The sequence below is a fragment of the Flavobacterium covae genome (assembly GCF_001534645.1).
Classification (GTDB): Bacteria; Bacteroidota; Bacteroidia; order Flavobacteriales; family Flavobacteriaceae; genus Flavobacterium; species Flavobacterium covae.
Window position 1 is genome coordinate 2,364,189 of sequence record NZ_CP013992.1, and the last position, 23,955, is coordinate 2,388,143.

Below are 23,955 nucleotides of genomic sequence, written 5' to 3' on the forward strand. Positions count from 1 at the left end.
ATCAATTTTTATCTAAAATTTCATAATCTGAATTTAAACTTTTAAATTCTGGCACGATCATTTTCATATATCCTACTATATCATTATTAGAATAATTAAATGTAGTATCAATCAATAATTTAATATTTTCTTTTACACATTTATAGTCTTCTATCATATCTTGAGCCACTAATATTTTTTCGTGGTGAGTAGGCAAGGTTTTTGAGTCATCTTTTAGTAATTCTTCGTACAATTTTTCACCTGGCCTTAGCCCTATTTCTTTTATCTGAATATCTACATTTGGAATTAAACCTGCTAAACGTATCATTTTTTCTGCTAGACTGTAAATTTTAACAGGTTTTCCCATGTCAAATATATAGATTTCCCCTCCATTTCCCATAGTTCCAGCTTCCAATACAAGTTGACAGGCTTCAGGAATAGTCATAAAATATCGAATTATATCTTTATGAGTAATGGTTACTGGTCCTCCTTCAGAAATTTGCTTTGTAAACAATGGTACTACAGAACCATTAGATCCTAAAACATTACCAAAACGAGTTGTAATGAATTTTGTACTTTTGATATTATTTTTTAATAATTCAAAGTGTAGTGACTGAACGTATTTTTCTGCAATTCGTTTACTTGCCCCCATCACATTACTTGGGTTTACGGCCTTATCTGTTGAAACCATTACAAATCGTTCTACTTTGTATTGAACGGCTAAATCAGCCAGATTACTAGTTCCCATTACATTAACAAAGATTGCTTGTGACGGATTTTCTTCCATCAAGGGAACATGCTTATAAGCCGCGGCATGATAAATAATATCAGGCAAATATTTTTTAAAAAGAATATCTAAACGCTGTTTATCTCTGATATCTGCAACTTTTGTTATAATTTCTATGGAGGAGGTATCATACTTATCTAATTCTATTAATAAATTATGTAAAGGACTTTCAGCTTGATCTATCAATAACAATATAGTAGGTCTAAAGGCTATTACTTGTCTAACAATTTCACTTCCTATAGAACCAGCGGCTCCTGTTATTAAAACTGTTTTATTGGTATGTGTACTAGAAATCGCTTTATTATTTAAAACTATTGGCTTCCTATCTAATAAATCTTCTATCTCAAAATTCTTAATTTTCTTTGAAATTTCTTTTTGATTCTCCCAATCTGTAACAAGAGGTACCGTAAAAACTTTAACACCTACTTCTAGGCATTCTTCTACTATTTGAATCTCTTCTTCTCTTGTTAAACTCTTATCAGCAATAACTAAACCTGAAACATTATTTTCTTTCAATAAATCTACTATATTTTCTCTTATAGAGAATACAGGTAATCCCAAAGCTCTTTTAGAATCATTAGATTCATATCTATCTATAAAACCTTTAATATGAAATCTTTTAGGTATTTCTGACAATAAAGCATTTGCAACAGCTATGGCGTTTGCATCTGAACCATAAATGAGTAATATTTCTTGTTTCCCTACTAAAATATTAGAAAAATATATTTCAAATACTTTTTTTACAAAAACTCTATAAAAAAAAAGTAAACAAAAAACTATAAAAGAGTTTACTAACAAGGCAGTCGTAAAATATAAATCTACGGAAAAAAAAGTTTTACTAAAAGCATCTATTATTACTAATGATGAAAAAGCAAAAAATTGTGCAAAAAAAATTTTAACAGCATCTACTATAGAAGAATGCCTAATTATACCTGAATACGTTTTGAATATCCAAAAGAAGAAAATATTAACGAAAAAATATAAGGGAATTTTAATTCCTTCGTATTGCGTTGTTATAAATTTAAGATTAATTCCTTTAAATAAATAATAGGTTAATGCCGTAGCAAAACTAATTACTAGAATATCTAGAAAAAGAACAGACCATCTAGGTAAATAACCTACATTATTTAAGTCAATTTTAGACAGAATTTTATTATTAATTTTTTTATTTAAGTACTCTCTCACTTCTTTAAGAACATTATTTTAATTTAGTTTTTTCGGGCTACAAATTACTGAAAAAATAATTGAAGTTCCGAGAGAATTCTCTCTTTTTCACTTTCTGTCAAATTAGAACCTGAAGGCAAACATAAACCTCTTTCAAATAAATCCTCTGATATTCTCGCTCCGTAATAAGGGTATGTTTTAAATACTGGCTGAAGGTGCATAGGCTTCCAGAGTGGTCTTGTTTCAATATTTGCTTTTTCAAATGCTAAACGGAGTGCTTCTCTTTGTTCATAAGACTCTAATACAACTGCACTTAACCAGTGATTTGAATAAAAATAATCCGTTGGCTCAGTTAAAACAATTATATTCGGAATATTTACAAAAAATGTTTTATACAACTGATTCATATCTCTCCTTAACTCAACATGTTTGTTTAAAACCTCCATTTGTCCACGTCCTATACCTGCACATATATTGCTCATTCTATAATTATAACCTATATGACTATGCTGATAATGAGGTGCATCATCACGAGCTTGAGTTGAAAGAAACACTGCTTTTTGTTTAATATTCACATCATTTGTTACCAGTGCTCCCCCACCAGAGGTTGTAATAATTTTATTACCATTAAAAGAAAGTATACTAATATCTCCTAATGTTCCACATTTTTGTTTTTTATAGGAACTTCCTAATGCTTCTGCACTATCTTCTACAACAGGAATTTGATATTTTTGAGAAATTGCTTTTATTTGATCGTGCTTGTATGGCATCCCATATAGATGAACCGCTATTATTGCTTTTGGTTTTTTCCCTTTAGAAATTCTATCTTTTATAGCTTCTTCTAAAGCAATTGGACACATATTCCACGTTTCTGATTCACTATCCACAAAAATAGGAATTGCCCCTTGGTACACAATAGGGTTTGCTGAAGCCGAAAATGTCATACTCTGACAAATTACTTCATCACCTGCTTTAATATCTAAAAGAATTAAAGCTAAATGTAAAGCGGCTGTTCCTGAACTTAAGGCAGCAACGCTTAAATTTTCACCTAAGTATCTTTCTAAGTCTTGCTCAAAACCATTCACATTAGGCCCTAGTGGTGCTACCCAATTGGTTTCAAAAGCTTCATTAACATACTTTTGCTCATTCCCTCCCATATGAGGAGAAGAAAGCCATATTTTTGTATTATTCATTTGAATTATATTTTATTACTTTTCCGGGATTTCCTACAACAACAGCATAATCTGGCACATCCTCTATGATAACTGCTCCAGCACCAATAGTTGACCATTTCCCTATTTTTATCCCTTGTATAATGGTAGCGCCAATACCAATATGACTTCCTTCTCCTACAAAAACATTTCCTGCCAGTGAAGCATTTGGTGAGATATGCGCATAATTTTCAATCCAACAATCATGATCAACAGATGCAGAAGTATTTATAATACAATGTTTACCAACCTTTACATGAGCATTTAAAACTACACCAGCCATTATAACCGTCCCTTCATCTACACTAGAAAATTTAGATATTATAGCTTTTGGATGAATAGCGATAACAAAGTTAACATTTAGAGTATTGACAATTTTTTTTCTCGTTAAATTATTACCAATAGCTATTATGCAGTTATCAAAAGGATGAAATTTAAATTTTTTAGAATTAATAATTGGAAAATCAAAAATAGTTTTTAATTTTTCCACATCATCAATAATAGTTTTTATTTGAATTTTGTTTTCAAATAAAATATCTATTATTACTTTACAATGCCCACTAGCTCCGTATAATATTATCTTATTGTCCATTAAATGGTTCTATTGTAGCCGAGTCAACGGCATTTATCCCTTCTTTTTTAATTACTTTCAAAAATGTCAAAAATAAAATTTTCATATCAACTAAAAACGAAATATTATCAACATACCAAACATCATATTGAAATTTCTGATCCCATGATATAGCATTACGTCCATTTACTTGAGCCCAACCAGTAATTCCTGGTTTAACCTCATGTCTTCTGTTCTGAAAATCATTATACAAATGTAGGTATTGAGTTAATAATGGTCTTGGACCAATTAGACTCATATCTCCTTTTAAAACATTAAACAATTGAGGTATTTCATCTAATGATGTTTTTCTTACTAGATTACCTATAATAGTTAATCGATCCGCATCTGGCAAAAGTATACCATTCTCATCGCGTTCATCCGTCATTGTTTTAAATTTATATATTTTAAAGACTTTTCCATTTTTCCCTGGTCTTGGTTGCACGAAAAACACATTCCCTTTATTTGCAATAAACAAGCCAACAAAAACAAGGACAAAAAAAGGACTTAGAATTACAATTCCTATGAGTGTTGCTAAGAAATCTAACAATCTCTTTAAAAAAAAATTATACATGTTCTAAATTTTCATATTCATTTCGGATCGCTTCCCAAATTATTTTTTGCTCATATCTTGAAACTATCATCTGACGAGCATTTGATTTAAGTTGATCAAACAAACTTTTTTCTTGGTATACTTTTCTCATTGCTTCTTCAATTGCTTTACTATTCTTCACTGGAATAATCAAACCATTTTTTCCTTCTTCAATGATTTCGTTACAGCCATTAATATTAGAAACAATAGCGGGTAATTCCATAGCACCAGCTTGCATCACTACATTCGGAAAACCTTCACGATAACTAGGGAAAACCAATACATTAGCAACCTTAAAGTAGGGTCTAACATCGGATTGGTAGCCTACATTTATAATATTTATATTTTCTTCAATTTCAGTTAACGTTTCAGGCAATAGAGGATCTAAATCAGATTCCAACGCCCCTACTAACAATAACTTTGTTTTACTTAAATTCAAATTGGTAAAGGCAGTAATCAACTCATTAATTCCTTTATCTTTTACTAACCTCCCCACAAAAATAAAAACAAAATCATCTTTTGCAATATCTAACTGTGCTTTTAACTTTAAGGTTTCTTCTTCAGAAATTTGTTCAGGTGCAAAAAATGCTGTATTGATTCCATTTGAACTCCCATTTCCTATAATTTTAATCTTTTCTTTTGGCGCAAAATTATTTTCCAAAATAAATTTTTCAAGTCCTTTCGAGTTTGGATAGACTTTAGTAGCACAAACGTAAGTTAATTTTTCTACTAGATTTAAAATTTTTCTTTTTACTCCTACTGCTTCCATCAACGGAAGTCCAGCAACTGTATGCAACCTATGAGGCACTCCAGCAATTTTTGACGCTATCATACCCACCATACCCGCTTTAGGTGTATGGGTATGTACAATTTCTGGTTTATTTTTCAATAGAAAAACAATCAATCTAAAAATTGCTATTGTGTCTTGTATTGGTGTAATTTTACGAGTAAGATTTAAACAAAAAATAGCCACTTGATTTTCCTTACCGAATTTTTCTAAATTCTCATTCTCAGACGAAATAGCTACTACATCATAATATTGACTCATATAGGTCAACTGCCCCGTTAAAAGTTTTACTAGAGAGATAGGAACTGTAGTTATCCTAACTATTTTTTTCTTTACCATTCAGTTTAGTTTATCATTTTTTAGACTCTGCGCCATGACATAAAAGAACAGAGGATAAAACATTAATCGCATTCTGGAAGCTAACCCCAAATTATAAATATAAGTACTTAGAAACAGAAATATCAAAATTGATGTATAAAGTGCAAATTTAACATCTAATTCTAACCAATTGCTAGTCCGGTTGTAGATTTTTTTAAAAAAGAAATACATAATAAAAATCAAGATTAAAGCATTTTCAATTGATGTTACATATTGCAAATCATTATTCACTTTATAAAATAATGGCAAACACAACAACATCAACACCCTCCCTATATAACCCAGATCTGCTAAATAGTTTGAGGCGGTGTGTTTTTCTACATAATTTTGATATCCTTCGAATTTCAACAGTATCGATTCAACACTAAGAGACTCCAATTTTACAAATTGGGTCATAAAAAAGACTACTCCAAAAAAAGAAAGTAGTACAATTGGAATCCAAAACTTTTTATCAATTATATTCTTATATTTTTCAAATAAGACAAACACTAAAGACAACAATACTATTACTCCTACGTAAGGGCGCACTAAAAACAAGAAAAATAATGCCACTAAAATACTCCAACTTAATTTCATCTTTTTTAATTTGTAAAATATAAATACTAACGTTACAAATACCACACAATCTTTACCTGGCAAGACGCTCCAAAAATGAAAAGAGGGCACTAACAGAGTATACTGTAACCAATGTATTTTTCCTGAATCTAATTCAAAATATCGTTTAAACAATAAGAGAAATGGAATAAAACTCAAAAAAACAGAGAGCAAATACAATAACTCAAAGTTAAATCCTATTTTAAAAAGCAAACGATATAAATGTATAAAAAAGTTATGTCCAACAAAATTAAATCGATCTTTAGAAGATGTATTTGTTACTTCTATCAGATAACCTTGTATATCCGATATAGGATTTTGAATTATAATTTCATACCCTAAATAACCTATAACAAAATGCTCTAACATTAGAAAAAAAAGAAAAAAAATCTGTTTTTTATTAATTATATTGAAATAAAGTTTTTTGAGAAATAAACTAATCAATAGAACTTCTATCAATACAACTAAATCAATAGAAAAATCAGCTATCATAAGTCTCAAAATACCATTTTTGGAAACAATAAAAAGTCCATACTCTAAAAGTATTATCTTTTTTCCCACTTAGATGATTCGATACTAACTCCTGAATATATGCGGCATTAAAAAGATCTTGCTTTAAAAGAAATTTAGTTTCAACATAACGCAAAAGCTCTGGCTTTAAAACCCCTCTTAACCAATCTCCTACTGGTACTCCGAAGCCTTTTTTAGATTTATCTAGAAATTTTTCAGGAAAATATTGTTTAAATGATTCTTTCAAAAGGTGTTTTTTGTCAAATCCTTTCAAAAGGTAATGTTCGGGTAACTGTGAGGTAAAATTCCAGAGTTTTTTATTCAAAAATGGAGCACGAGATTCTAAAGACGATAACATAGTTGTTCGATCAACTTTTACTAGCATATCCCCTTCCAAACTCAACATTCTATCAATACTTCTAAATTCTGTAAGTCCTAAATTTTCTTTAGTAATTTTAGCTTTGTAATAACTTAAAGCATCTGCATATTGAAATTTGGAATACAATAAATTCTCTAATTCATTTTTTTGAAATGCTAAAGAAATAATATTATAATAGTAATCTCCTTCATAATTCATTGCATTCATAAGCCTATTTAACTTAAATGCAAAACCACGTTGATCATCTTTATTAACTACAAATTTTGACACTCCTGTTTTAATCCAGTTATTTACACTCTTAGGTACTATTGAAGTATACTTTTGGTTTAATTTCCCCATATAATATTTATTATATCCCCCATATACTTCGTCACCGCCATCACCTGTTAAGGCAACGGTTACTTTTTGACGTGTTTTATGTGCTACTAAAAAAGTAGGCAAAGCAGAAGAATCAGCAAAAGGCTCATCAAAATTCAAAAGAATTCGATTTACATCTTGCATCAAGTCTTTCTCAGAAATAACAAATTTATGATGGTTACTACCTATTAAATTGGCAACAGTAGTTGCTTTTTCCGACTCATCAAATTCTTTTTTGTCAAAACCTATCGAAAATGTATCAATTTTTTTATTTGATTGTTGCGCTAAACATAAAGAAACAATTGAAGAATCAACCCCTCCAGACAAAAATGTCCCCAAAGGAACTTCTGACTCAGAACGACTTAAAACGGACTCTTGAACCAAATCGTGATTTACCTTAACTGCATCAGACTTTGATAGCTGGCTGTAATTTTCATATACTGACTCTTTGATAGTATGAATAGAAAAACTTGTATTACTCAAATTAATTTCCAAATAATTATTGGCTTCTAATTTAGAAATCCCATCATAAATAGTAAAAGGGGCAGGTATATAAGTCAGTTGAAAATAAAGATTTAATCCATGTTTTGAAATTTCAGGTTTACGAGATAACTGATTGACTATTGATTTCAATTCACTTCCCCAATACACACCTTCATCTGTTTGTGAATAATATAATGGTTTCTCGCCAAAATAATCTCTAGCTATAAATACTTTATTTCTGATTTTATCGTAAATACTAAAAGCAAACATACCATCTAGCATACTGAAAGCATCTACACCGTAGTGAATATAGAGATTCAAAATAACTTCGGTATCTGATTTGGTTTGAAACTGATACCCTAAATCTAAGAGTTGTTGTTTTAGTACACGATAATTATAAATTTCGCCATTAAACACAATGGTATAATTACCATCTGTACTAGATATAGGCTGTTTACCTGATGACAAGTCGATAATTGATAATCGTTGCATGGCAAAACCAAGGGTACAATTTTCTAAAGACTTAACAAAAAAACCATTTTGATCAGGTCCTCTATGATGTATAAGAGCATTCATATTCCCTAACTTATTCATAGCTGCTTGTTCATTTATAGATTGTATTACAAAACCATTTATTCCGCACATAACTGATATCTTTATAGTTTTTTCAAAATAGATATATATTCATTTTTATTGTTTTCAACACAATAAAAATCAAGAAAACAATTATAATTATCCATTCCTACTCGATTAAAAACTTCTCTGTTTTCAAAAACTTTTCTAATTTCAATCTCCCAATCAAAGCTAGAATTAGCATGAAGATTTTTTCTATTTCTATTAATTTTAACATTAGCTTCTAGAGGCGTAGAAATTGTTGGCTTAGCACAAGCCATATACTGAATTAATTTAAACCCACATTTTCCTTTATTGAAAGAATTATCAACAAGAGGCATTATACCAACATCAAATTTATTTATCCAGTATACTTCTGTATCAGCAGACCAAGGTATAATTTTATAATTAATTCCTTTCAACTTATATTCCAAATCAACATCAAACCCAACTAAATATAAACAATAATCAATATCATCAATATTTTTAAAAACCTGAACTAGGTCTATTAAATTAACACTAGTAGATTTTGATCCAATCCAGCCCACAATAAAATTATTCTTTTTAATTTTTAAATTTGGTTTAGGATATTTAATACAACTAACAGAAGTTGGAATTTCTTCTACATATATATTATTTTTCTTTGCATAATATGTCAAATATGGACTACCTGTAATTACCTTTTTAGCGTTTTTAATAACTTTCTTTATTTTATCTCCAAATAAGAATCTTATTATTATATTAGAATGTGAATCATAATTATGAAAAATCGCATCATCAAAATCAACAATATATTTAATTCCAAAAAGATGTAATAAAACCTCAAAAAAAGGAAAGAAATATGGAAATAATTCATATTCAATATATACATTTTTAATTTGTATAATCTTGAATAATTGAACTAATCTAAGAAAATATCTTCTCAGAACATAAACAACTTTTCCTCCTCCCCTTACAGTGAAATATTTCTTATCAAATAAAGGATAGACTTTACAAATTATTCCTTCAGCCTCATAATGTTTTATATATTGATATATCCTATACCGACTACTAGGTCCCGACTCATCATATTTTGTAAAAAAAATAAACTCCATGAATATTATTTAAACTTATATTTTTTCTTTGTACTTATCATAAAATATACACCAATCATTAAAAATAGCCAGATTGGAAAATTATTTATTTTAGGGGTAAAAAAAGCCATTAAATTAACATAACAAACATTTGAATAAGCATATAAACCAAAAGGATTTGCCCCTCTCAAAAAAAAGAGTCCTAAGCTATTCAATAAAAAGGAGTGTAAAAAAATGGCAAACATTACATATAGAAAACCTCCATCTCTATAAAAAGGTTCTAAAAAAGTTCCTACATTAGTAGGTGAGGGAATAAAATAAAACTCGTTAATTAAAGAACTTGGCTCTTCTGTTAATCCTAATGAATTTGTAATTTTCAATAAAGGATACATTGTTCTATCTATATTTAGCTCATCTATATTTTCGTTCTCTATGATGTGATTAAAATAAGCAAAAGATGAAGTCCCATAGTATACAAAACTCTGAGCTGATGGAGAAATATCCCATCCTTTATACATTTTTTCATCAGTATCTTTACCTGCCAAAATTGCTATTGCTGAAAAGAGACCATACACCATTATCATAAAAAATAAAGAGTAAAATATAATTTTAAAATTATTAATCTTATGATAAACAAATGGAAGTATAGCAATCAATGAGGTAAAAATAATCCATATAGGTCTCGTCCTATCAATAAAGAGTAAATTTTCAAAAAATGTAATCAAAATAAAAAGATAATATATTTTCTTACTTTTCATTTCTTTTATAACACATAAAGAAACAGAAACCGCTAACCATGAAAAATAACTAAGCTGAATTCCTATTGAATCCGAAAAATTATCCCCTTCAATTCTAATTTGTTTAGAATCATCTGAAAAAATCATTCCAAGAAAAAAACTAACTCCTCCAAAATAAGAAATTAATTTGACCAAATACATAATGAATCCAATATTTCCTAAGCTATAAAAAACAAAAACAAATCTCTTAATTTTATTTATATCTAAGTATTGTAAAGAAGAATAAAAATTAAAATCATTAACAATTCTATTTTTGTACAATTTTAAGTAAAGAAAACTTGATACAAAAAAAAACAAAGCACTTATAATAAATATAAAGTGAGAATAATTATTACACTCATTATATTCTATTATACCCAATATATAAGAAACATAAAAAAAAGTAAATGTTATAAATCCATAGAAAGAGGGCACATATATTAAAAATTTCAAATCTCTTCTCATCATTTTTTTTTAAATAAAATTAAAACAATAAAAAATAACATCTGTAAAGGAACACTCCATAAAACAATAGATTTTATTTCTAAGAACATTAATAAAATTTGAAATATAATACTCAAAAAAATACTCAAAAACAGATTAAAATTCAGATTGTTAACTTTTTTAACTTTCAACATTCCCAGAGTAATCATATTAACAAAAATAATCATTACCGAAATTAAAAAATAAGGTAATACATCATAATAAGTTATTATTGAATTACCTTTCCAAAAAAATAAATACACAAAAAAAAATAAAGCCAGCAAAAAAAAATAAAAAATTATACCTAATCTATTTTTATTTATATGATTCAAAAAATCTTCCTTTTTAGTAACAACCATTTCTGAACCATATAAAAAAACTAAAGAAACTAGTACACCTGATATTAATTCTGGAAATCTTGTCAAAAAAAGATATTTTTGTAGTTCATCACTATTATACCCGAACCATATCATAGAAACAGTTCCTAATGAAAATATTATTTGATCATATTTAAATAATATATAATTCAGTAATTGCTGAATCCCCAACTTAAATTCAAGTTTAGGATTTAATTCAATAGCAACAATTTGATTATAAAATTTGAGAGTAATCAAAAATCTAATAAAGGAACATAATAAGAAAATCAATATAAATTCACTTTTATTAAGATTCATAAAAAATTCAAATATAAGAAATACAATAAAAAATAATGGATATGATAAAAAATTAGATAAAAAAACTTGTCCGAATAATCTTCTAGCTCCCAATTGAACAATTATAAGTATTGAAATCACATCTAATACTAGCAATAAAAAAACTAAAAAGGAATTTAATAAATCTTTTTCTAAAAAATAAATTATCAATGAAAAAAACAAAGCTAAATATACCCCATTATTTTTCATATAACATAAGGGATCATATTTCTTTGAAGCATCAACTAAAAAACTAGCATACAACTGATTATCAACACCAAACTTACAAACGGTCAAACCAATCATTTGATATTGGGCAAAAAGTATAAGTTGTAAAGCCATATCCGATTTTATAAAGCTCAATCCACCAGAAGCCAAAACTATAAATCCTATAGACGTTAGTAAACCAGAACTCAATAACTTCAATGAATGACTTAAAAAATCTTTTACAAAATTTAATTTTTCTTTATAAATCACAGGGTTAGTTTTCTCAAATACTCCGCATACGAACTTTTACCTAAGCCATCTGCACATTTATTAAACTCTTCTTTAGAAATAAACCCTTTACGATAGGCCACTTCTTCAATACACGCAATCTTTAATCCCGTACGTTTTTCAACTGCTTTAACAAATTCAGTCGCTTCGGTCAATGATTCATGAGTACCCGTATCTAACCAAGCGAAACCACGTCCCATTAACTGCAAGTTCAATGCGCCTTGTTCTAAATACGTTTGATTAACGGTTGTGATTTCCAATTCACCGCGATGAGATGGCTTAACATTTTTAGCAATCTCAACTACTGAATTTGGATAAAAATACAAACCTACTACTGCGAAACTTGATTTTGGATTTTCTGGTTTTTCTTCAATAGAAAGTACTTTTCCATTTGCATCAAATTCGGCAACACCATAACGCTCTGGGTCATCTACATAATAGCCAAAAACAGTTGCTTCATTCTTTTCTATTACGGTATTAACCGCATTATTCAATAAATTTTGTAATCCTGCTCCGTAGAAAATATTATCCCCTAAAATCAAACACACATCATCATCGCCAATGAACTCTTCACCCAATATAAAAGCTTGCGCTAATCCATCAGGAGAAGGCTGTTCCACATAAGACAATTGCATTCCTAACGGACTTCCATCACCAAATAAGCGTTGGAAATTAGGTAAATCGTGAGGTGTAGAAATGATTAATACCTCTTTAATACCTGCCAACATCAATACTGATAGTGGATAGTAAATCATGGGTTTATCATATATCGGTAACAATTGCTTTGAAACCACCTGCGTTAGTGGATGCAATCGGGTTCCTGAACCTCCTGCTAATATAATTCCTTTCATAGAAATTTAGAAATTAGAATTTAGAAATTAGAATTTTTCAATTCTGATAAGTCTAAAAACGTATTTGTTTATTGATATTGTTTTTCGTAATAGTTAGCGTATTCTCCTGAGGTTACGTTATTCAACCATTCCGTATTTTCTAAATACCAATTAATGGTTTCTTCTAAACCTTCTTCAAAAGTTACAGAAGGTTTCCATCCTAACTCTTTATTAATTTTAGTTGCATCAATAGCATAACGCAAATCGTGACCTGGACGATCTTTTACATAGGTAATCAATTGAGCTGACTCACCTTCATTTCTACCTAACTTTTCATCCATTCTTGCACACAATAGCTTAACTAAATCGATATTTTTCCATTCGTTAAACCCACCGATGTTATAAGTTTCATGATTTTTACCTTCGTGGAATACTAAATCAATAGCTACTGCATGATCTTTCACAAACAACCAATCACGCGTATAATTTCCATCGCCATAAACAGGCAATGGTTTTTTATTTATAATATTGTTGATGAAAAGAGGAATTAATTTTTCTGGAAAATGATATGGCCCATAGTTATTAGAACAATTTGTTAACACGTAAGGCAAACCATAGGTTTCACCATACGCACGAACAAAATGATCGGAGCTTGCTTTCGATGCCGAATACGGTGAATTAGGATCATAAGCTGTACTTTCTGTGAATAATCCCGTTTGCCCTAGGGTTCCATACACCTCATCTGTAGAAATATGATAAAAACGTTTTCCATCGTAATTGCCTTTCCAAATCATTTTGGCTGCATTTAATAAATTAACTGTACCAATGATATTGGTCTTAACAAAAGCTAAGGGATCTTTAATAGAACGATCTACATGTGATTCAGCTGCTAAATGTAAAACGCCTTCGAATTGATACTTTTTAAAAATTTCATTAATAAAATCAGCATCTACTATATCGCCTTTTAAAAAAGTGTAGTTTTCTTTATCTTCAATGTCTTTAATATTTTCTAGATTACCTGCATAAGTCAAAGCATCTAGATTATAAATATGATAGTTGGGATATTTATTTGTGAATTGTCTTACAACATGAGATCCAATAAATCCCGCTCCTCCAGTAATTAAAATATTTTTTTTCATCTTTTTTAAATTATTCGTTTGAAGAACCTACAGCATTATAAACAAACCCAATTTCTTGCATTTTTTTTCGATCTAATATGTTTCTACCATCAAAAACAAAGGCTGGTTTTAACATACTGTTATATATTTTCTTCCAATCGTATTCTTTAAATTCATCCCATTCTGTAAGAATAGCAATAGCATGTGCATTTTCACATGCAGAATAGGGATTTGTTACAACCTCTAATTCTTCTGTTCTTTGCCCCATCATATCGATAAAAATCTGCTTTTCTGAAACCTTAGGATCATAAACCACCACATTTGCTTGTTCCATTACTAAGTCCTTAGCTACATCAATGGCAGCAGATTCACGCGTATCATTGGTGTCTTTTTTGAAAGCCCAACCTAGCATGGCTATTTTTTTTCCTGAAACGGTATTATAAAGTGTTTTTACTATATTTTTTGCAAAACGATGTTTTTGATGATCATTCAGTATAATCACTTGCTCCCAATAATCGGCTACTTCATTTAAACCGTATGTTTTTGCGATATAAACCAAATTTAGAATATCTTTTTGAAAACACGATCCTCCAAAACCCACAGATGCTTTTAGAAACTTAGCTCCAATACGAGTATCCATTCCAATGGCTCTAGCTACTTCATTAACATCAGCCCCTGTTTTTTCACAAACTTCTGAAATAGCATTAATAGAAGATACACGTTGGGCTAAAAAAGCATTAGCTGTTAGTTTAGAGAGTTCCGAAGACCATACATTTGTGGTTAAAATTTTTTCTATGGGTACCCAATGTGCATATATCTCTACTAAAGCTTGAATTGCCTCTTGGTTTTCACCTCCTATTAACACGCGATCAGGAGTGTGGAGATCTTGAACTGCGGTTCCTTCTGCCAAGAATTCAGGGTTAGATAGTATATGAAACGTTACTCCATTTCCTGTATGATCTAGTATACTCTTCAAAGCTTCCGCTGTTCTTACTGGAAGTGTTGACTTTTCAACTATAATTTTATCTGTCTTTGCTACACGTGCAATTTGACGTGCACAAAGTTCTATATATTTTAAATCAGCTGCCATACCTTTACCTGCACCATAGGTTTTGGTTGGGGTATTTACAGATATAAAAATCATATCAGCCTCGTCAATAGCTTTATCTACTTCAGTAGAAAAAAATAAATTTCTACCTCTAGCTTCCATTACTACTTTATCTAATCCTGGCTCATATACGGGAAGTTTTGAAAGTTCAGAATTATTCCATGCTGCAATTCTTTCTTCATTTAAATCAACAACTGTTACTCTTATATTAGGACATTTTTGTGCAATTACAGCCATAGTAGGTCCACCAACATATCCTGCACCTATACAGCAAATATTCTTAACTTTCATCATTTTCTTTTATGAAGCGGCAAAGTTACAATTTTCCGTCTACTTTACAATGTAATATTCCTTTTACATCATAAATAATTGATTTTTCTTTTTGCAAAGTAGCAAAATCAAGACTTAAAAATTGTTGATGAGCTACTCCTAAAACGATTCCATCAAATTTATCGGAAGGCAATTCTGTTAATGCTTCTAAATTATACTCGTATTTAACTTCTTCAATACTAATCCAAGGATCATAAACAACTACTTCGACTCCATAGTCTTTTAAGGCTGTAATTACATCTATAATCTTTGTATTACGAACATCAGGACAATTTTCTTTAAATGTAATTCCAAGCATTAATACTTTAGATCCATTAACTGAAATTCCTTTTTTTATCATCACTTTAACCACTTGTGATGCTACATATTCTCCCATGCTATCGTTTAAACGACGTCCTGCTAAAATTATTTCTGGATGATATCCTTTTTCTTGTGCTTTTTGCGCTAGATAATAAGGGTCCACACCTATACAATGTCCTCCAACCAAACCTGGTTTGAAGGGCAAAAAATTCCATTTAGTACCCGCAGCAGCTAACACATCTTGTGTATTTATATCTAGTAGATTAAAAATCTTAGCCAATTCATTTACAAAAGCTATATTAATATCACGTTGTGAGTTCTCAATTACTTTAGCTGCTTCAGCAACTTTGATGGTAGGAGCTAAATGTGTCCCTGCTGTAATAACTGAACTATAAAGTGCATCTATCTTTCGTCCTACTTCAGGTGTTGAACCTGATGTTACTTTCAATATTTTTTCTACTGTATGTTCTTTATCTCCAGGATTGATTCTCTCTGGGGAATAACCTGCAAAGAAATCTTCATTAAATTTCAATCCACTTAGTTTTTCTAAAACAGGCACGCACTCTTCTTCTGTTACTCCAGGATATACTGTAGATTCATATATTACAATATCTTCTTTTTTGAGCACTTTCCCAACCGTTTCACTGGCTTTGTACAAAGGTGTCAAATCTGGTTTATTATGTTTATCTACTGGTGTTGGCACCGTCACGATATAGTAATTACAATTAGCTATCTCTTCTATTTCTGATGCACAAAAAAGCCCCAAGCTATCATTATTCTCAGTTTTTAGCACCGATTTTAAAAGTTCAGAGCTTACTTCTAAAGTAGAATCTTTTCCCTTATTTAAATCGTTTACACGCATTTCATTTATATCAAAACCCACTACATTATATTTAGTAGCTAACAATCTAGCTAATGGTAATCCCACATAACCTAATCCTATTACTCCAATCTTCATTTTTTATGCTATTTATTTTAAATTATTATAATACCAATTCACTGCTTCTGCCAGTCCTTCTCTTAAAGAATACAACGGATAATATCCTAAAATATCTTTTGCCCTATCTATAGATGCTAAAGAGTGTGGTATATCACCTGCTCTAGTAGGTCCATAAACAATCTTTACATCTGTAATTTTAGGATCTTTTTTTGTCAATTCTTCCTTTAAAATATGAATCATGTCATTCAATGTTGTTCTTTCTCCAAATGCTGTATTGAAAACTGTATTTATGGCCCTAGAATCCTGAGTTAACATAGCTAATTCATTCATTTGAATCACGTTGTCTATATAAGTGAAATCTCTAGAATAATTACCATTTCCATTTACCACAGGACTTTCATACTTCATAAATTGCATTACAAATTTAGGTATCACAGCGGCATAAGCTCCATTTGGGTCTTGTTTTCTCCCAAATACATTAAAATAACGTAATCCTATCGTTTCTATTCCGTAGATTTTCCCAAAAATATCGGCATAAAGTTCATTTACATATTTTGTAATGGCATACGGTGATAATGGTTTCCCTATAACTTCTTCGATTTTTGGTAAACTTTCCGAATCTCCGTAAGTAGATGAACTTGCTGCGTATATAAATCTTTTAACTCCCGCTTCTTTAGCAGCCCATAACATATTTAAAAAACCATTTACGTTTACATCATTAGATGTTAAAGGATCTTTTATAGAACGAGGGACAGATCCTAATGCCGCCTGATGCAACACATAATCAGCTCCATCACATACTTTCTTACACATTTCGAGATCTCTAATATCTCCTTCAAAGAATTTAAAATTTTCATTTAACATCAGGCCTTCTATATTCTTCAAATGTCCTGTTGCAAAATTATCTAACCCAACTATCTCGTAGCCTTTACTTAAAAAATATTCCGTTAAATTAGAACCAATAAAACCTGCACAACCAGTAATTACAATCTTCATGTTAAGATTTTTTATAAATATTTACAATTTTATTTATGATCGTTTTTACAAACGTTTCTTTTTTATCTATCTCTAAATATCCATTCCCATAGGCTCCGTAGCTATAACCATAGCCATCTCCATAACCATAACCATATTTTGATTTATTGTGATACCCATTAAATACTATACTTATACTTTTTAAGACACCTGTCTTATGTTTTTCGTTTACAATACGTAACATTTCTTTTTTAGTTACTCCTTGTCTTACAACATAAATAGAAGCATCACAAAAAGGAGTTAATTCTAATGCGTCTGCTACTAATCCAATCGGAGGTGTATCTAATATTATATAATCGTAGTATTGTTTTAACTCATTAATTAAACTCTCCATACCTTCGCTAAGGATTAATTCTGATGGATTTGGGGGTACAGGTCCTGAACTTATCAGATCTAAATAAGGTATATGTGTATGTTTTATTACTTCATTTAAACTTTTTTGTCCAATTAAATAATTTACAACACCTTCATTATTTGTAAGGTTAAAATCTTGGAATAACTTAGGTTTTCTTAAATCAAGTCCCACTACTACTGTTTTCTTTTCACTTAGTGCGAATACGGAGGCTATATTAAGGGAACAAAATGTTTTACCTTCACCTCCTACCGAAGAAGTAATCATCAAAACTTTAGCTCCTGTTTGAACCTGTTTTTTGTATAAAAATTGCAAAGACGAACGGATTCCTCTAAAACTTTCAGCTAATGGTGATTTTGGTTTTTCAAAAACAGCTAAATTAGATTGCTTGTATTTAAGTCCAATAACTCCTAAAACTGGAATTTGAGTTAATCTTTCAATATCTTCTACTTTGTTAATTGAATTATCTAAAATTGTCAATACAAAAATTATACTCAAAGGAAATAAAACACCTATTAGAAAAGCTAAAACATAATTTGTGCTTGTTTTAGGTCCTATTAATCCTCCTCCTACATCTTTAGCTGGATCTATAAACTGAATATCTGAAAGATTTGCCGCTTTTACTATGTTCGCTTCACTGCGTTTTTCTAAAAAAGAATTGTATATATTTTTATTTAAATCATATTTACGATTTATCTTTACTAATTCTTGTTGTTGTTCTGGTAGTTTATTAATCAGGTTTTCTGCTGTTTCTATTTTTCTATTTATAGCAACTAAATCAGAGTTTACTGAACGCTTGGCTGATTCTATATTTTCCAACAGAACTCTTTTCAAAGCCTCCATTTGTGCATCAAAATCTTTAAATTTTTTATCGTTTTTTAAAATATACGATAATTCTGCTCGTTCCGCTGATAATTGTGTTAATTTAGCAACATTAGTTAATATATTAGGGTCATCAATACCCGCAACGGAGGGTGCTGGTAATTTAGAAAAATCAGAATTTCTGATTAAGTAACTCTTTAATGAATTGTAATAACTATATTTTCTATTTAATAGTTCTTTTTCTACATCATATTCTGTTAATTTATCTGAGTATTTGGTACCTCCTTCTTCTAACTCAAAAATATTTTTTCCTTTTGAAAAAGTTCTTAATTCGTTTTCAGTATTTTTTAAATCTCTTTCCATAGACACTAAAGTACTATCTATAAAGTCTATTGTATTTTGAGCGAATTGATTTTTTGACAATAATTGACTTTTGATTAAATACTTAACTGTTCCATTAAGATAGTCTACTAACCTTGGCTTATTGGTTCCTTGCAAACTTAATCTAACAATAGCGGATGTTTTTGAATCATTTTCTACTTCTATTCCTTGATAAGTGGCTACTGTGCTATTAAAATCAGCAAAAGTGATTATGTATTTATTTTTTTCATAAAAACCTGGATTCTTAACTAGTTTTAATTTAAGATTTAAAAAAGGTAAAACAACAGGTTCTCCTATTTTAAATTTTTTTGAAAACATTCCTTTATTTACTGGTATTGTGGTAAACTCGTCAATTGAGTAATTATATAGAGTTGCACTGGTTTCATCAAATTGAGTTGAGAGAATAAATTCTTGTTTAGTTACAAACTCTATTATTAAATGTTTTCCTAATAATTGAGGATAATTTATATTAGCATCTACAACAAAGGGAGTTGTTCCGTATACATCTTCTAAGTTATATTTTCCTTCTTGTAAATATTGAATGTAAAAACGTAATTCTTTAACCACTTTTTCATTATGAGATCTTGATTTTAGAGTACTCATTAATGTTTGTACTTGATCTGAGGTTCCTCCCCAGTTAAAAATCAAACTTGTATTAGAAGTAAAAAAAGGATTACTTTCTTCTTTATAAGCTACAGTAGTAGTCATACTGTATATTTTTTCTTTTCTAATATTTATCTGATAAGCTACAAAAAAGGTAATTAATAATGTTATCACAAACCAATACCAATAACCTAAAACTCTATTTAAAAAAGATTTAACATCAAAATTAGTTTGAGATTCCAAAAAATTAAAATCTTTAATATCTAACATTACTTAACGTTTTTTACTAATAAAAAGGTTGTAAACAATAATGATAATGCACTGACAATGGTAGTAAACGATTGTAAAGCATTTGTTCCTAATCCCCAATTTTTTTGTTTAATAGGCTTTATATAAATATAATCATTTGGCTGAATGTAATAATAGGGTGACTTCAGCAGATCAACATTTGTAAGATCAAGTGTATGTATTTCTGTACCTTGAGATTGTTGACGAATCAACATAACCTCTTTTCTATCTCCTGTAAGAAGAATATCTCCATTATTTGCTATTGCTTCTAAAATTGTCACTTTTTCTTGCATTAACACTTTAGTTCCTGGTGATTTTATCTCCCCATTTATCGTATAACGAAGACCTCCTAATTTCACCATAACAAAGATATCTGCTTCTTTATGAAAATATTCTGAGAGCAGTTGTTTTTCTATCTTAATTCTCAATTCTTCTAGCGTTAAACCAACTACTTGTAAATCACCTAAAACAGGAATTCTGATATATCCATGATCGTTTACTAGATATCCATCAAAATACAATTCATCTGCTGAAGTCCCTCCTTGCGATACACTAGAGACATTAAACATTTCTACTAATTTAGGATCAATAGCTTTAATTTTTATGGAAAGTACATCTGAAATCTGAAGTCTATAAGGCTTAAGTGCAACTTGCTCTAAGGTAACAGATTTTCTATTTCCTTGTAAGTAAATCACGTCTTTGTTTGATATACAAGAAGAAATTGTAAATAAAATAAAAGTTAATAAATATAAGGATAGTTTATTCATTTTAATATTATAACATCAGTTTATATTTCACTTACAATAGAAACAGGTTTTTATTTTTGATTAAATTTTAAAAAATATTCACTTCAAAAAAACAAATATAGTTTTTCATTTTGTAAATAGAAAAACTTTAAAAATTAAATTTTCAAGAAGTTCTTAGCGAGTTTTCAAAAGGAATTCGATTTAAAATACTACGTCCTAAAGTAATTTCATCTGCATATTCTAATTCATCTCCTACAGAAATCCCTCTTGCTAATGAAGAGATCACTAAAGGATAATCTTTTATTTGTCTATAAATATAAAAATTAGTGGTATCTCCCTCCATAGTAGAACTCAAAGCAAATATAACTTCTTTAACATTACCTGATTTTATTTTTTCTACTAAAGAATTAATTTTTAACTGACTTGGCCCTATTCCTTCTATGGGCGAAATTTTACCGCCTAATACATGATATATTCCTCTGTATTGCCCCGTATTTTCAATAGCCATTACATCCCTTACATCCTCTACTACACAAACTAATGTTTGATTTCTATTATCGTTTGAACATATTTCACAAAAGTCTAGATCTGAAATATTATGACATGATTTGCAAAATTTTATTTCATTTCGCATTTTTAATAATGCGCCTGTCAAAAAGGTTGTTTGTTCTATAGGTTGTTTTAACAAATGCAAGACTAAACGCAATGCTGTTCGTTTTCCAATTCCTGGCAATTGCGCAATCTCTTGCACTGCATTTTCTAATATTTTTGAAGAAAAATCCATAAGGCAAAATTACGCTTAAAAAAAAGAAAAATCCAAACACTTTCATATTTGGATTTAAAAAATCAATTAGATGAAATTAAAATCATTTCTTTTTAAATTTTATCTTTCTTTCTCCTTCTACACCTTCATAAATAATTTCTAAATCACCTACTTCATCCATATAAATTTCGCCTCCTTTTTTAAACAAGTAACTTAATTCAGCAAATTCATTATTTATCGTTCCTCCTAAAAAATCTATTTTACATTTTGAAAAGCTATACTTTTTTTTATTTCCTACTTCTTCAACTAACTCTAAAACTAGATCTTTTACTTTAAATTGACATCCTGACAACCCCGATACTTCGTACTTATCAGTTCCTTTCTTCATAAAAGTAATTGAACTTCCTTGAACAGTAGTATAAGTAGCTCCATTAAAGAAAAACTTCATTAAATATGTATAATGTATCTCACCGTTTGAATACGCAATTCCACTACACAGGAATAACGCTATGATTAGTATTTTATAAAATTTTTTCATATTAAAAATCATTATTTGTACTACAAATATACACAGAAATTTTCACAAAAAAAACGAAATAAAAAAGTTCTACACATTGAATTTTCATCTATAAAAAATTATATTCAAATTCTTCTTTTTATGCTTATGTATTGACTAGAACTTCTAGTTTATAAGGGATTCTTCAAAACAACAAATCTTTCACTTATGTATTCAAATTCCTCAAAAAAAGAAGCTGTTTTTTTAAGATAATTCAAGTTTTTTCTATCTTGCAATACAAAACTAAAATTATCCATTTAACTTATGTCACCATTTGCAATTCTTTCTTTAATCATTATCTATTTTGGGATTTTATTTTTCATTTCCCACTTCATGAGCAAAAACAATAGTGGTAATGATGCCTTTTTCAAAGCTAATAAAAATTCTAAATGGTATTTAGTTGCATTTGGGATGATAGGAACCGCATTATCAGGTGTTACATTCATCTCTGTACCTGGAGAAGTAGGCAATCCTGAATTACAATTTAAATATTTTCAATTCGTAATAGGCAATGCTTTAGGTTTTATCCTTGTGGCTACAGTATTATTACCTCTATACTACAGAATGAACTTGACTTCTATTTATGGTTATATAGAACAACGTTTAGGTAAAATTAGTTATTTGACAGCTGCTTCTATCTTTTTGATTAGTCGAACAATTGGGTCTGCCTTTCGTCTTTATCTTGTGGTTATAGTTTTGCAACGATATGTTTTTGATTATTATGCAATTCCTTTTACAGTTACTGTATTCCTATCTTTATTTTTAATTTTTGCATACACTTACAAAGGAGGTCTTAAAACTATTATCATTACGGATACCTTACAAACGTTTTTCTTGGTATCTTCTGTTTTTCTTACTATCTTTTTTATTTGTCAAAGTTTAGATTTATCTACATTACAAGCTTTTGAAAAAGTTAAAAATAGCTCTTATTCTCAAATATTTTTCTTTCAAGATTATTCTAAAGGCAATTATTTTTGGAAACAGCTTTTAGGAGGGGTTTTTGTAACTATTGCCATGGTAGGTCTTGATCAAGACTTGATGCAAAAAAACCTGAGCTGTCCTAACATAAAAGAAGCCCAAAAAAACATGTTTACATTTACAGGAATTTTTGTGATCATTAATATTTTTTTCTTAGGTGTAGGAGCATTACTGTATATGTATGCAGAAAAAAACAGCATTGCCATTCCTATGGTTGACAACGTAGTTCGGACAGACTTCTTGTTCCCTGAAATAGCCTTAAAATCATTAGGATTAGTTCCGGCTATTGTTTTTTTATTAGGTCTTACAGCTGCCACCTTTGCCACTACTGATTCTGCTCTTACTGCTTTAACCACATCATTCTGTATTGATTTTTTAGGAATGGAGAAAAAACAATCCGAAAATGGCGACAAAAATTTAAATAATGATGTAAAACTTAAAAAAACACGTCATATCGTTCATTTGTTTTTTTCTGGATTAATATTTTTAGTAATTGTTTTTTTTAATACTGTAAACGATGCTTCCGTTGTAAAAATGATTTTTAAAATTGCTTCATACACTTACGGCCCTTTATTAGGCTTATATGGTTTTGGTTTATTCATGAAAACCAAAACTGTTCGAGATAAACTAGTTCCTTTTATTTGTCTAATTTCTCCTATCATTTGTTATTTTTTATCAACTCACTCTGCTGAATGGTTTGACGGCTATACCATCGCGGAAGAGTTAATAATCTTTAACGGATTAATTACTTTCATTGGCTTATTATTTATTAGTAAACCAGCAACAAATAGTACACGTTTCTAGAAAAATATATTTCACACATCAAAGAGGTGCTTAGAAAAG

The 23,955-nt window shown here is 29.5% G+C and carries 20 protein-coding genes; 1 reads left to right on the forward strand and 19 read right to left on the reverse strand.

What is annotated here, in order from left to right; translation table 11 throughout:
- Nucleotide 1: 1 nt before the first annotated feature.
- From AWN65_RS10440 to AWN65_RS10530, 19 genes are all read right to left on the reverse strand, one after another.
- Entirely contained in the window at nucleotides 2–1,951 is a 1,950-nt protein-coding gene (locus AWN65_RS10440; RefSeq protein ID WP_060383104.1) for a polysaccharide biosynthesis protein, read from the reverse strand.
- Between the two features lie 44 nt (nucleotides 1,952–1,995).
- Nucleotides 1,996–3,123, reverse strand: coding sequence for an aminotransferase class I/II-fold pyridoxal phosphate-dependent enzyme (locus AWN65_RS10445; protein WP_060383105.1), 1,128 nt, complete (start codon nucleotides 3,121–3,123; stop codon nucleotides 1,996–1,998).
- Nucleotides 3,116–3,733: an acetyltransferase gene (locus AWN65_RS10450; protein WP_201025131.1), complete on the reverse strand. Its 618-nt coding sequence runs from the start codon at nucleotides 3,731–3,733 to the stop codon at nucleotides 3,116–3,118. The genes AWN65_RS10445 and AWN65_RS10450 overlap by 8 nt, the downstream gene beginning before the upstream one ends.
- Entirely contained in the window at nucleotides 3,723–4,325 is a 603-nt protein-coding gene (locus tag AWN65_RS10455; RefSeq protein ID WP_060383106.1) for a sugar transferase, read from the reverse strand. The genes AWN65_RS10450 and AWN65_RS10455 overlap by 11 nt, the downstream gene beginning before the upstream one ends.
- Nucleotides 4,318–5,469 carry a glycosyltransferase family 4 protein gene (locus tag AWN65_RS10460; RefSeq protein ID WP_060383107.1) on the reverse strand — a complete coding sequence of 384 codons (1,152 nt, stop codon included), beginning with the start codon at nucleotides 5,467–5,469 and terminating at the stop codon, nucleotides 4,318–4,320. The genes AWN65_RS10455 and AWN65_RS10460 overlap by 8 nt, the downstream gene beginning before the upstream one ends.
- Nucleotides 5,470–6,471 carry a hypothetical protein gene (locus AWN65_RS10465; RefSeq protein ID WP_145902560.1) on the reverse strand — a complete coding sequence of 334 codons (1,002 nt, stop codon included), beginning with the start codon at nucleotides 6,469–6,471 and terminating at the stop codon, nucleotides 5,470–5,472.
- 112 nt (nucleotides 6,472–6,583) lie between these two features.
- The gene (gene asnB, locus AWN65_RS10470) at nucleotides 6,584–8,476 is read right to left on the reverse strand and encodes an asparagine synthase (glutamine-hydrolyzing) (protein WP_060383109.1); all 1,893 of its coding nucleotides are present in this window, start codon (nucleotides 8,474–8,476) and stop codon (nucleotides 6,584–6,586) included.
- 11 nt (nucleotides 8,477–8,487) lie between these two features.
- The gene (locus AWN65_RS10475) at nucleotides 8,488–9,537 is read right to left on the reverse strand and encodes a glycosyltransferase (protein ID WP_060383110.1); all 1,050 of its coding nucleotides are present in this window, start codon (nucleotides 9,535–9,537) and stop codon (nucleotides 8,488–8,490) included.
- Nucleotides 9,538–9,542: 5 nt separating this feature from the next.
- On the reverse strand, nucleotides 9,543–10,760 hold the full coding sequence (locus AWN65_RS10480) for an O-antigen polymerase (protein ID WP_060383111.1): 1,218 nt from the start codon (nucleotides 10,758–10,760) through the stop codon (nucleotides 9,543–9,545).
- On the reverse strand, nucleotides 10,757–11,449 hold the full coding sequence (locus AWN65_RS14925) for a hypothetical protein (protein WP_158447607.1): 693 nt from the start codon (nucleotides 11,447–11,449) through the stop codon (nucleotides 10,757–10,759). The genes AWN65_RS10480 and AWN65_RS14925 overlap by 4 nt, the downstream gene beginning before the upstream one ends.
- Before the next feature lie 491 nt (nucleotides 11,450–11,940).
- Nucleotides 11,941–12,813, reverse strand: a complete 873-nt coding sequence (gene rfbA / locus AWN65_RS10490) for a glucose-1-phosphate thymidylyltransferase RfbA (RefSeq protein ID WP_060383113.1) — start codon at nucleotides 12,811–12,813, stop codon at nucleotides 11,941–11,943.
- Between the two features lie 68 nt (nucleotides 12,814–12,881).
- The gene (rfbB, locus tag AWN65_RS10495) at nucleotides 12,882–13,931 is read right to left on the reverse strand and encodes a dTDP-glucose 4,6-dehydratase (RefSeq protein WP_060383114.1); all 1,050 of its coding nucleotides are present in this window, start codon (nucleotides 13,929–13,931) and stop codon (nucleotides 12,882–12,884) included.
- Nucleotides 13,932–13,941: 10 nt separating this feature from the next.
- The gene (locus AWN65_RS10500) at nucleotides 13,942–15,309 is read right to left on the reverse strand and encodes a UDP-glucose 6-dehydrogenase (RefSeq protein ID WP_060383115.1); all 1,368 of its coding nucleotides are present in this window, start codon (nucleotides 15,307–15,309) and stop codon (nucleotides 13,942–13,944) included.
- A 25-nt stretch (nucleotides 15,310–15,334) separates the two neighbouring features.
- Nucleotides 15,335–16,606 carry a nucleotide sugar dehydrogenase gene (locus AWN65_RS10505; protein ID WP_060383116.1) on the reverse strand — a complete coding sequence of 424 codons (1,272 nt, stop codon included), beginning with the start codon at nucleotides 16,604–16,606 and terminating at the stop codon, nucleotides 15,335–15,337.
- A 12-nt stretch (nucleotides 16,607–16,618) separates the two neighbouring features.
- A complete protein-coding gene (locus tag AWN65_RS10510) occupies nucleotides 16,619–17,584 on the reverse strand; it encodes an SDR family oxidoreductase (RefSeq protein ID WP_060383117.1) in 966 nt (321 codons plus the stop codon).
- Nucleotide 17,585: 1 nt separating this feature from the next.
- Nucleotides 17,586–20,051, reverse strand: a complete 2,466-nt coding sequence (locus AWN65_RS10515; RefSeq protein ID WP_060383118.1) for a polysaccharide biosynthesis tyrosine autokinase — start codon at nucleotides 20,049–20,051, stop codon at nucleotides 17,586–17,588.
- Nucleotides 20,051–20,836 (reverse strand): polysaccharide biosynthesis/export family protein, encoded by a 786-nt coding sequence (locus AWN65_RS10520; protein ID WP_060383119.1) that lies wholly within the window; start codon nucleotides 20,834–20,836, stop codon nucleotides 20,051–20,053. Before AWN65_RS10520 ends, AWN65_RS10515 begins: the two co-directional genes overlap by 1 nt.
- A gap of 142 nt (nucleotides 20,837–20,978) precedes the next feature.
- Nucleotides 20,979–21,599, reverse strand: a complete 621-nt coding sequence (gene recR / locus AWN65_RS10525) for a recombination mediator RecR (protein WP_060383120.1) — start codon at nucleotides 21,597–21,599, stop codon at nucleotides 20,979–20,981.
- An 82-nt stretch (nucleotides 21,600–21,681) separates the two neighbouring features.
- Entirely contained in the window at nucleotides 21,682–22,116 is a 435-nt protein-coding gene (locus AWN65_RS10530; RefSeq protein WP_060383121.1) for a hypothetical protein, read from the reverse strand.
- Between the two features lie 282 nt (nucleotides 22,117–22,398).
- Between AWN65_RS10530 and AWN65_RS10535 the strand changes: the two genes are divergently transcribed.
- The gene (locus tag AWN65_RS10535) at nucleotides 22,399–23,916 is read left to right on the forward strand and encodes a sodium:solute symporter (RefSeq protein WP_060383122.1); all 1,518 of its coding nucleotides are present in this window, start codon (nucleotides 22,399–22,401) and stop codon (nucleotides 23,914–23,916) included.
- Nucleotides 23,917–23,955 lie beyond the last annotated feature (39 nt).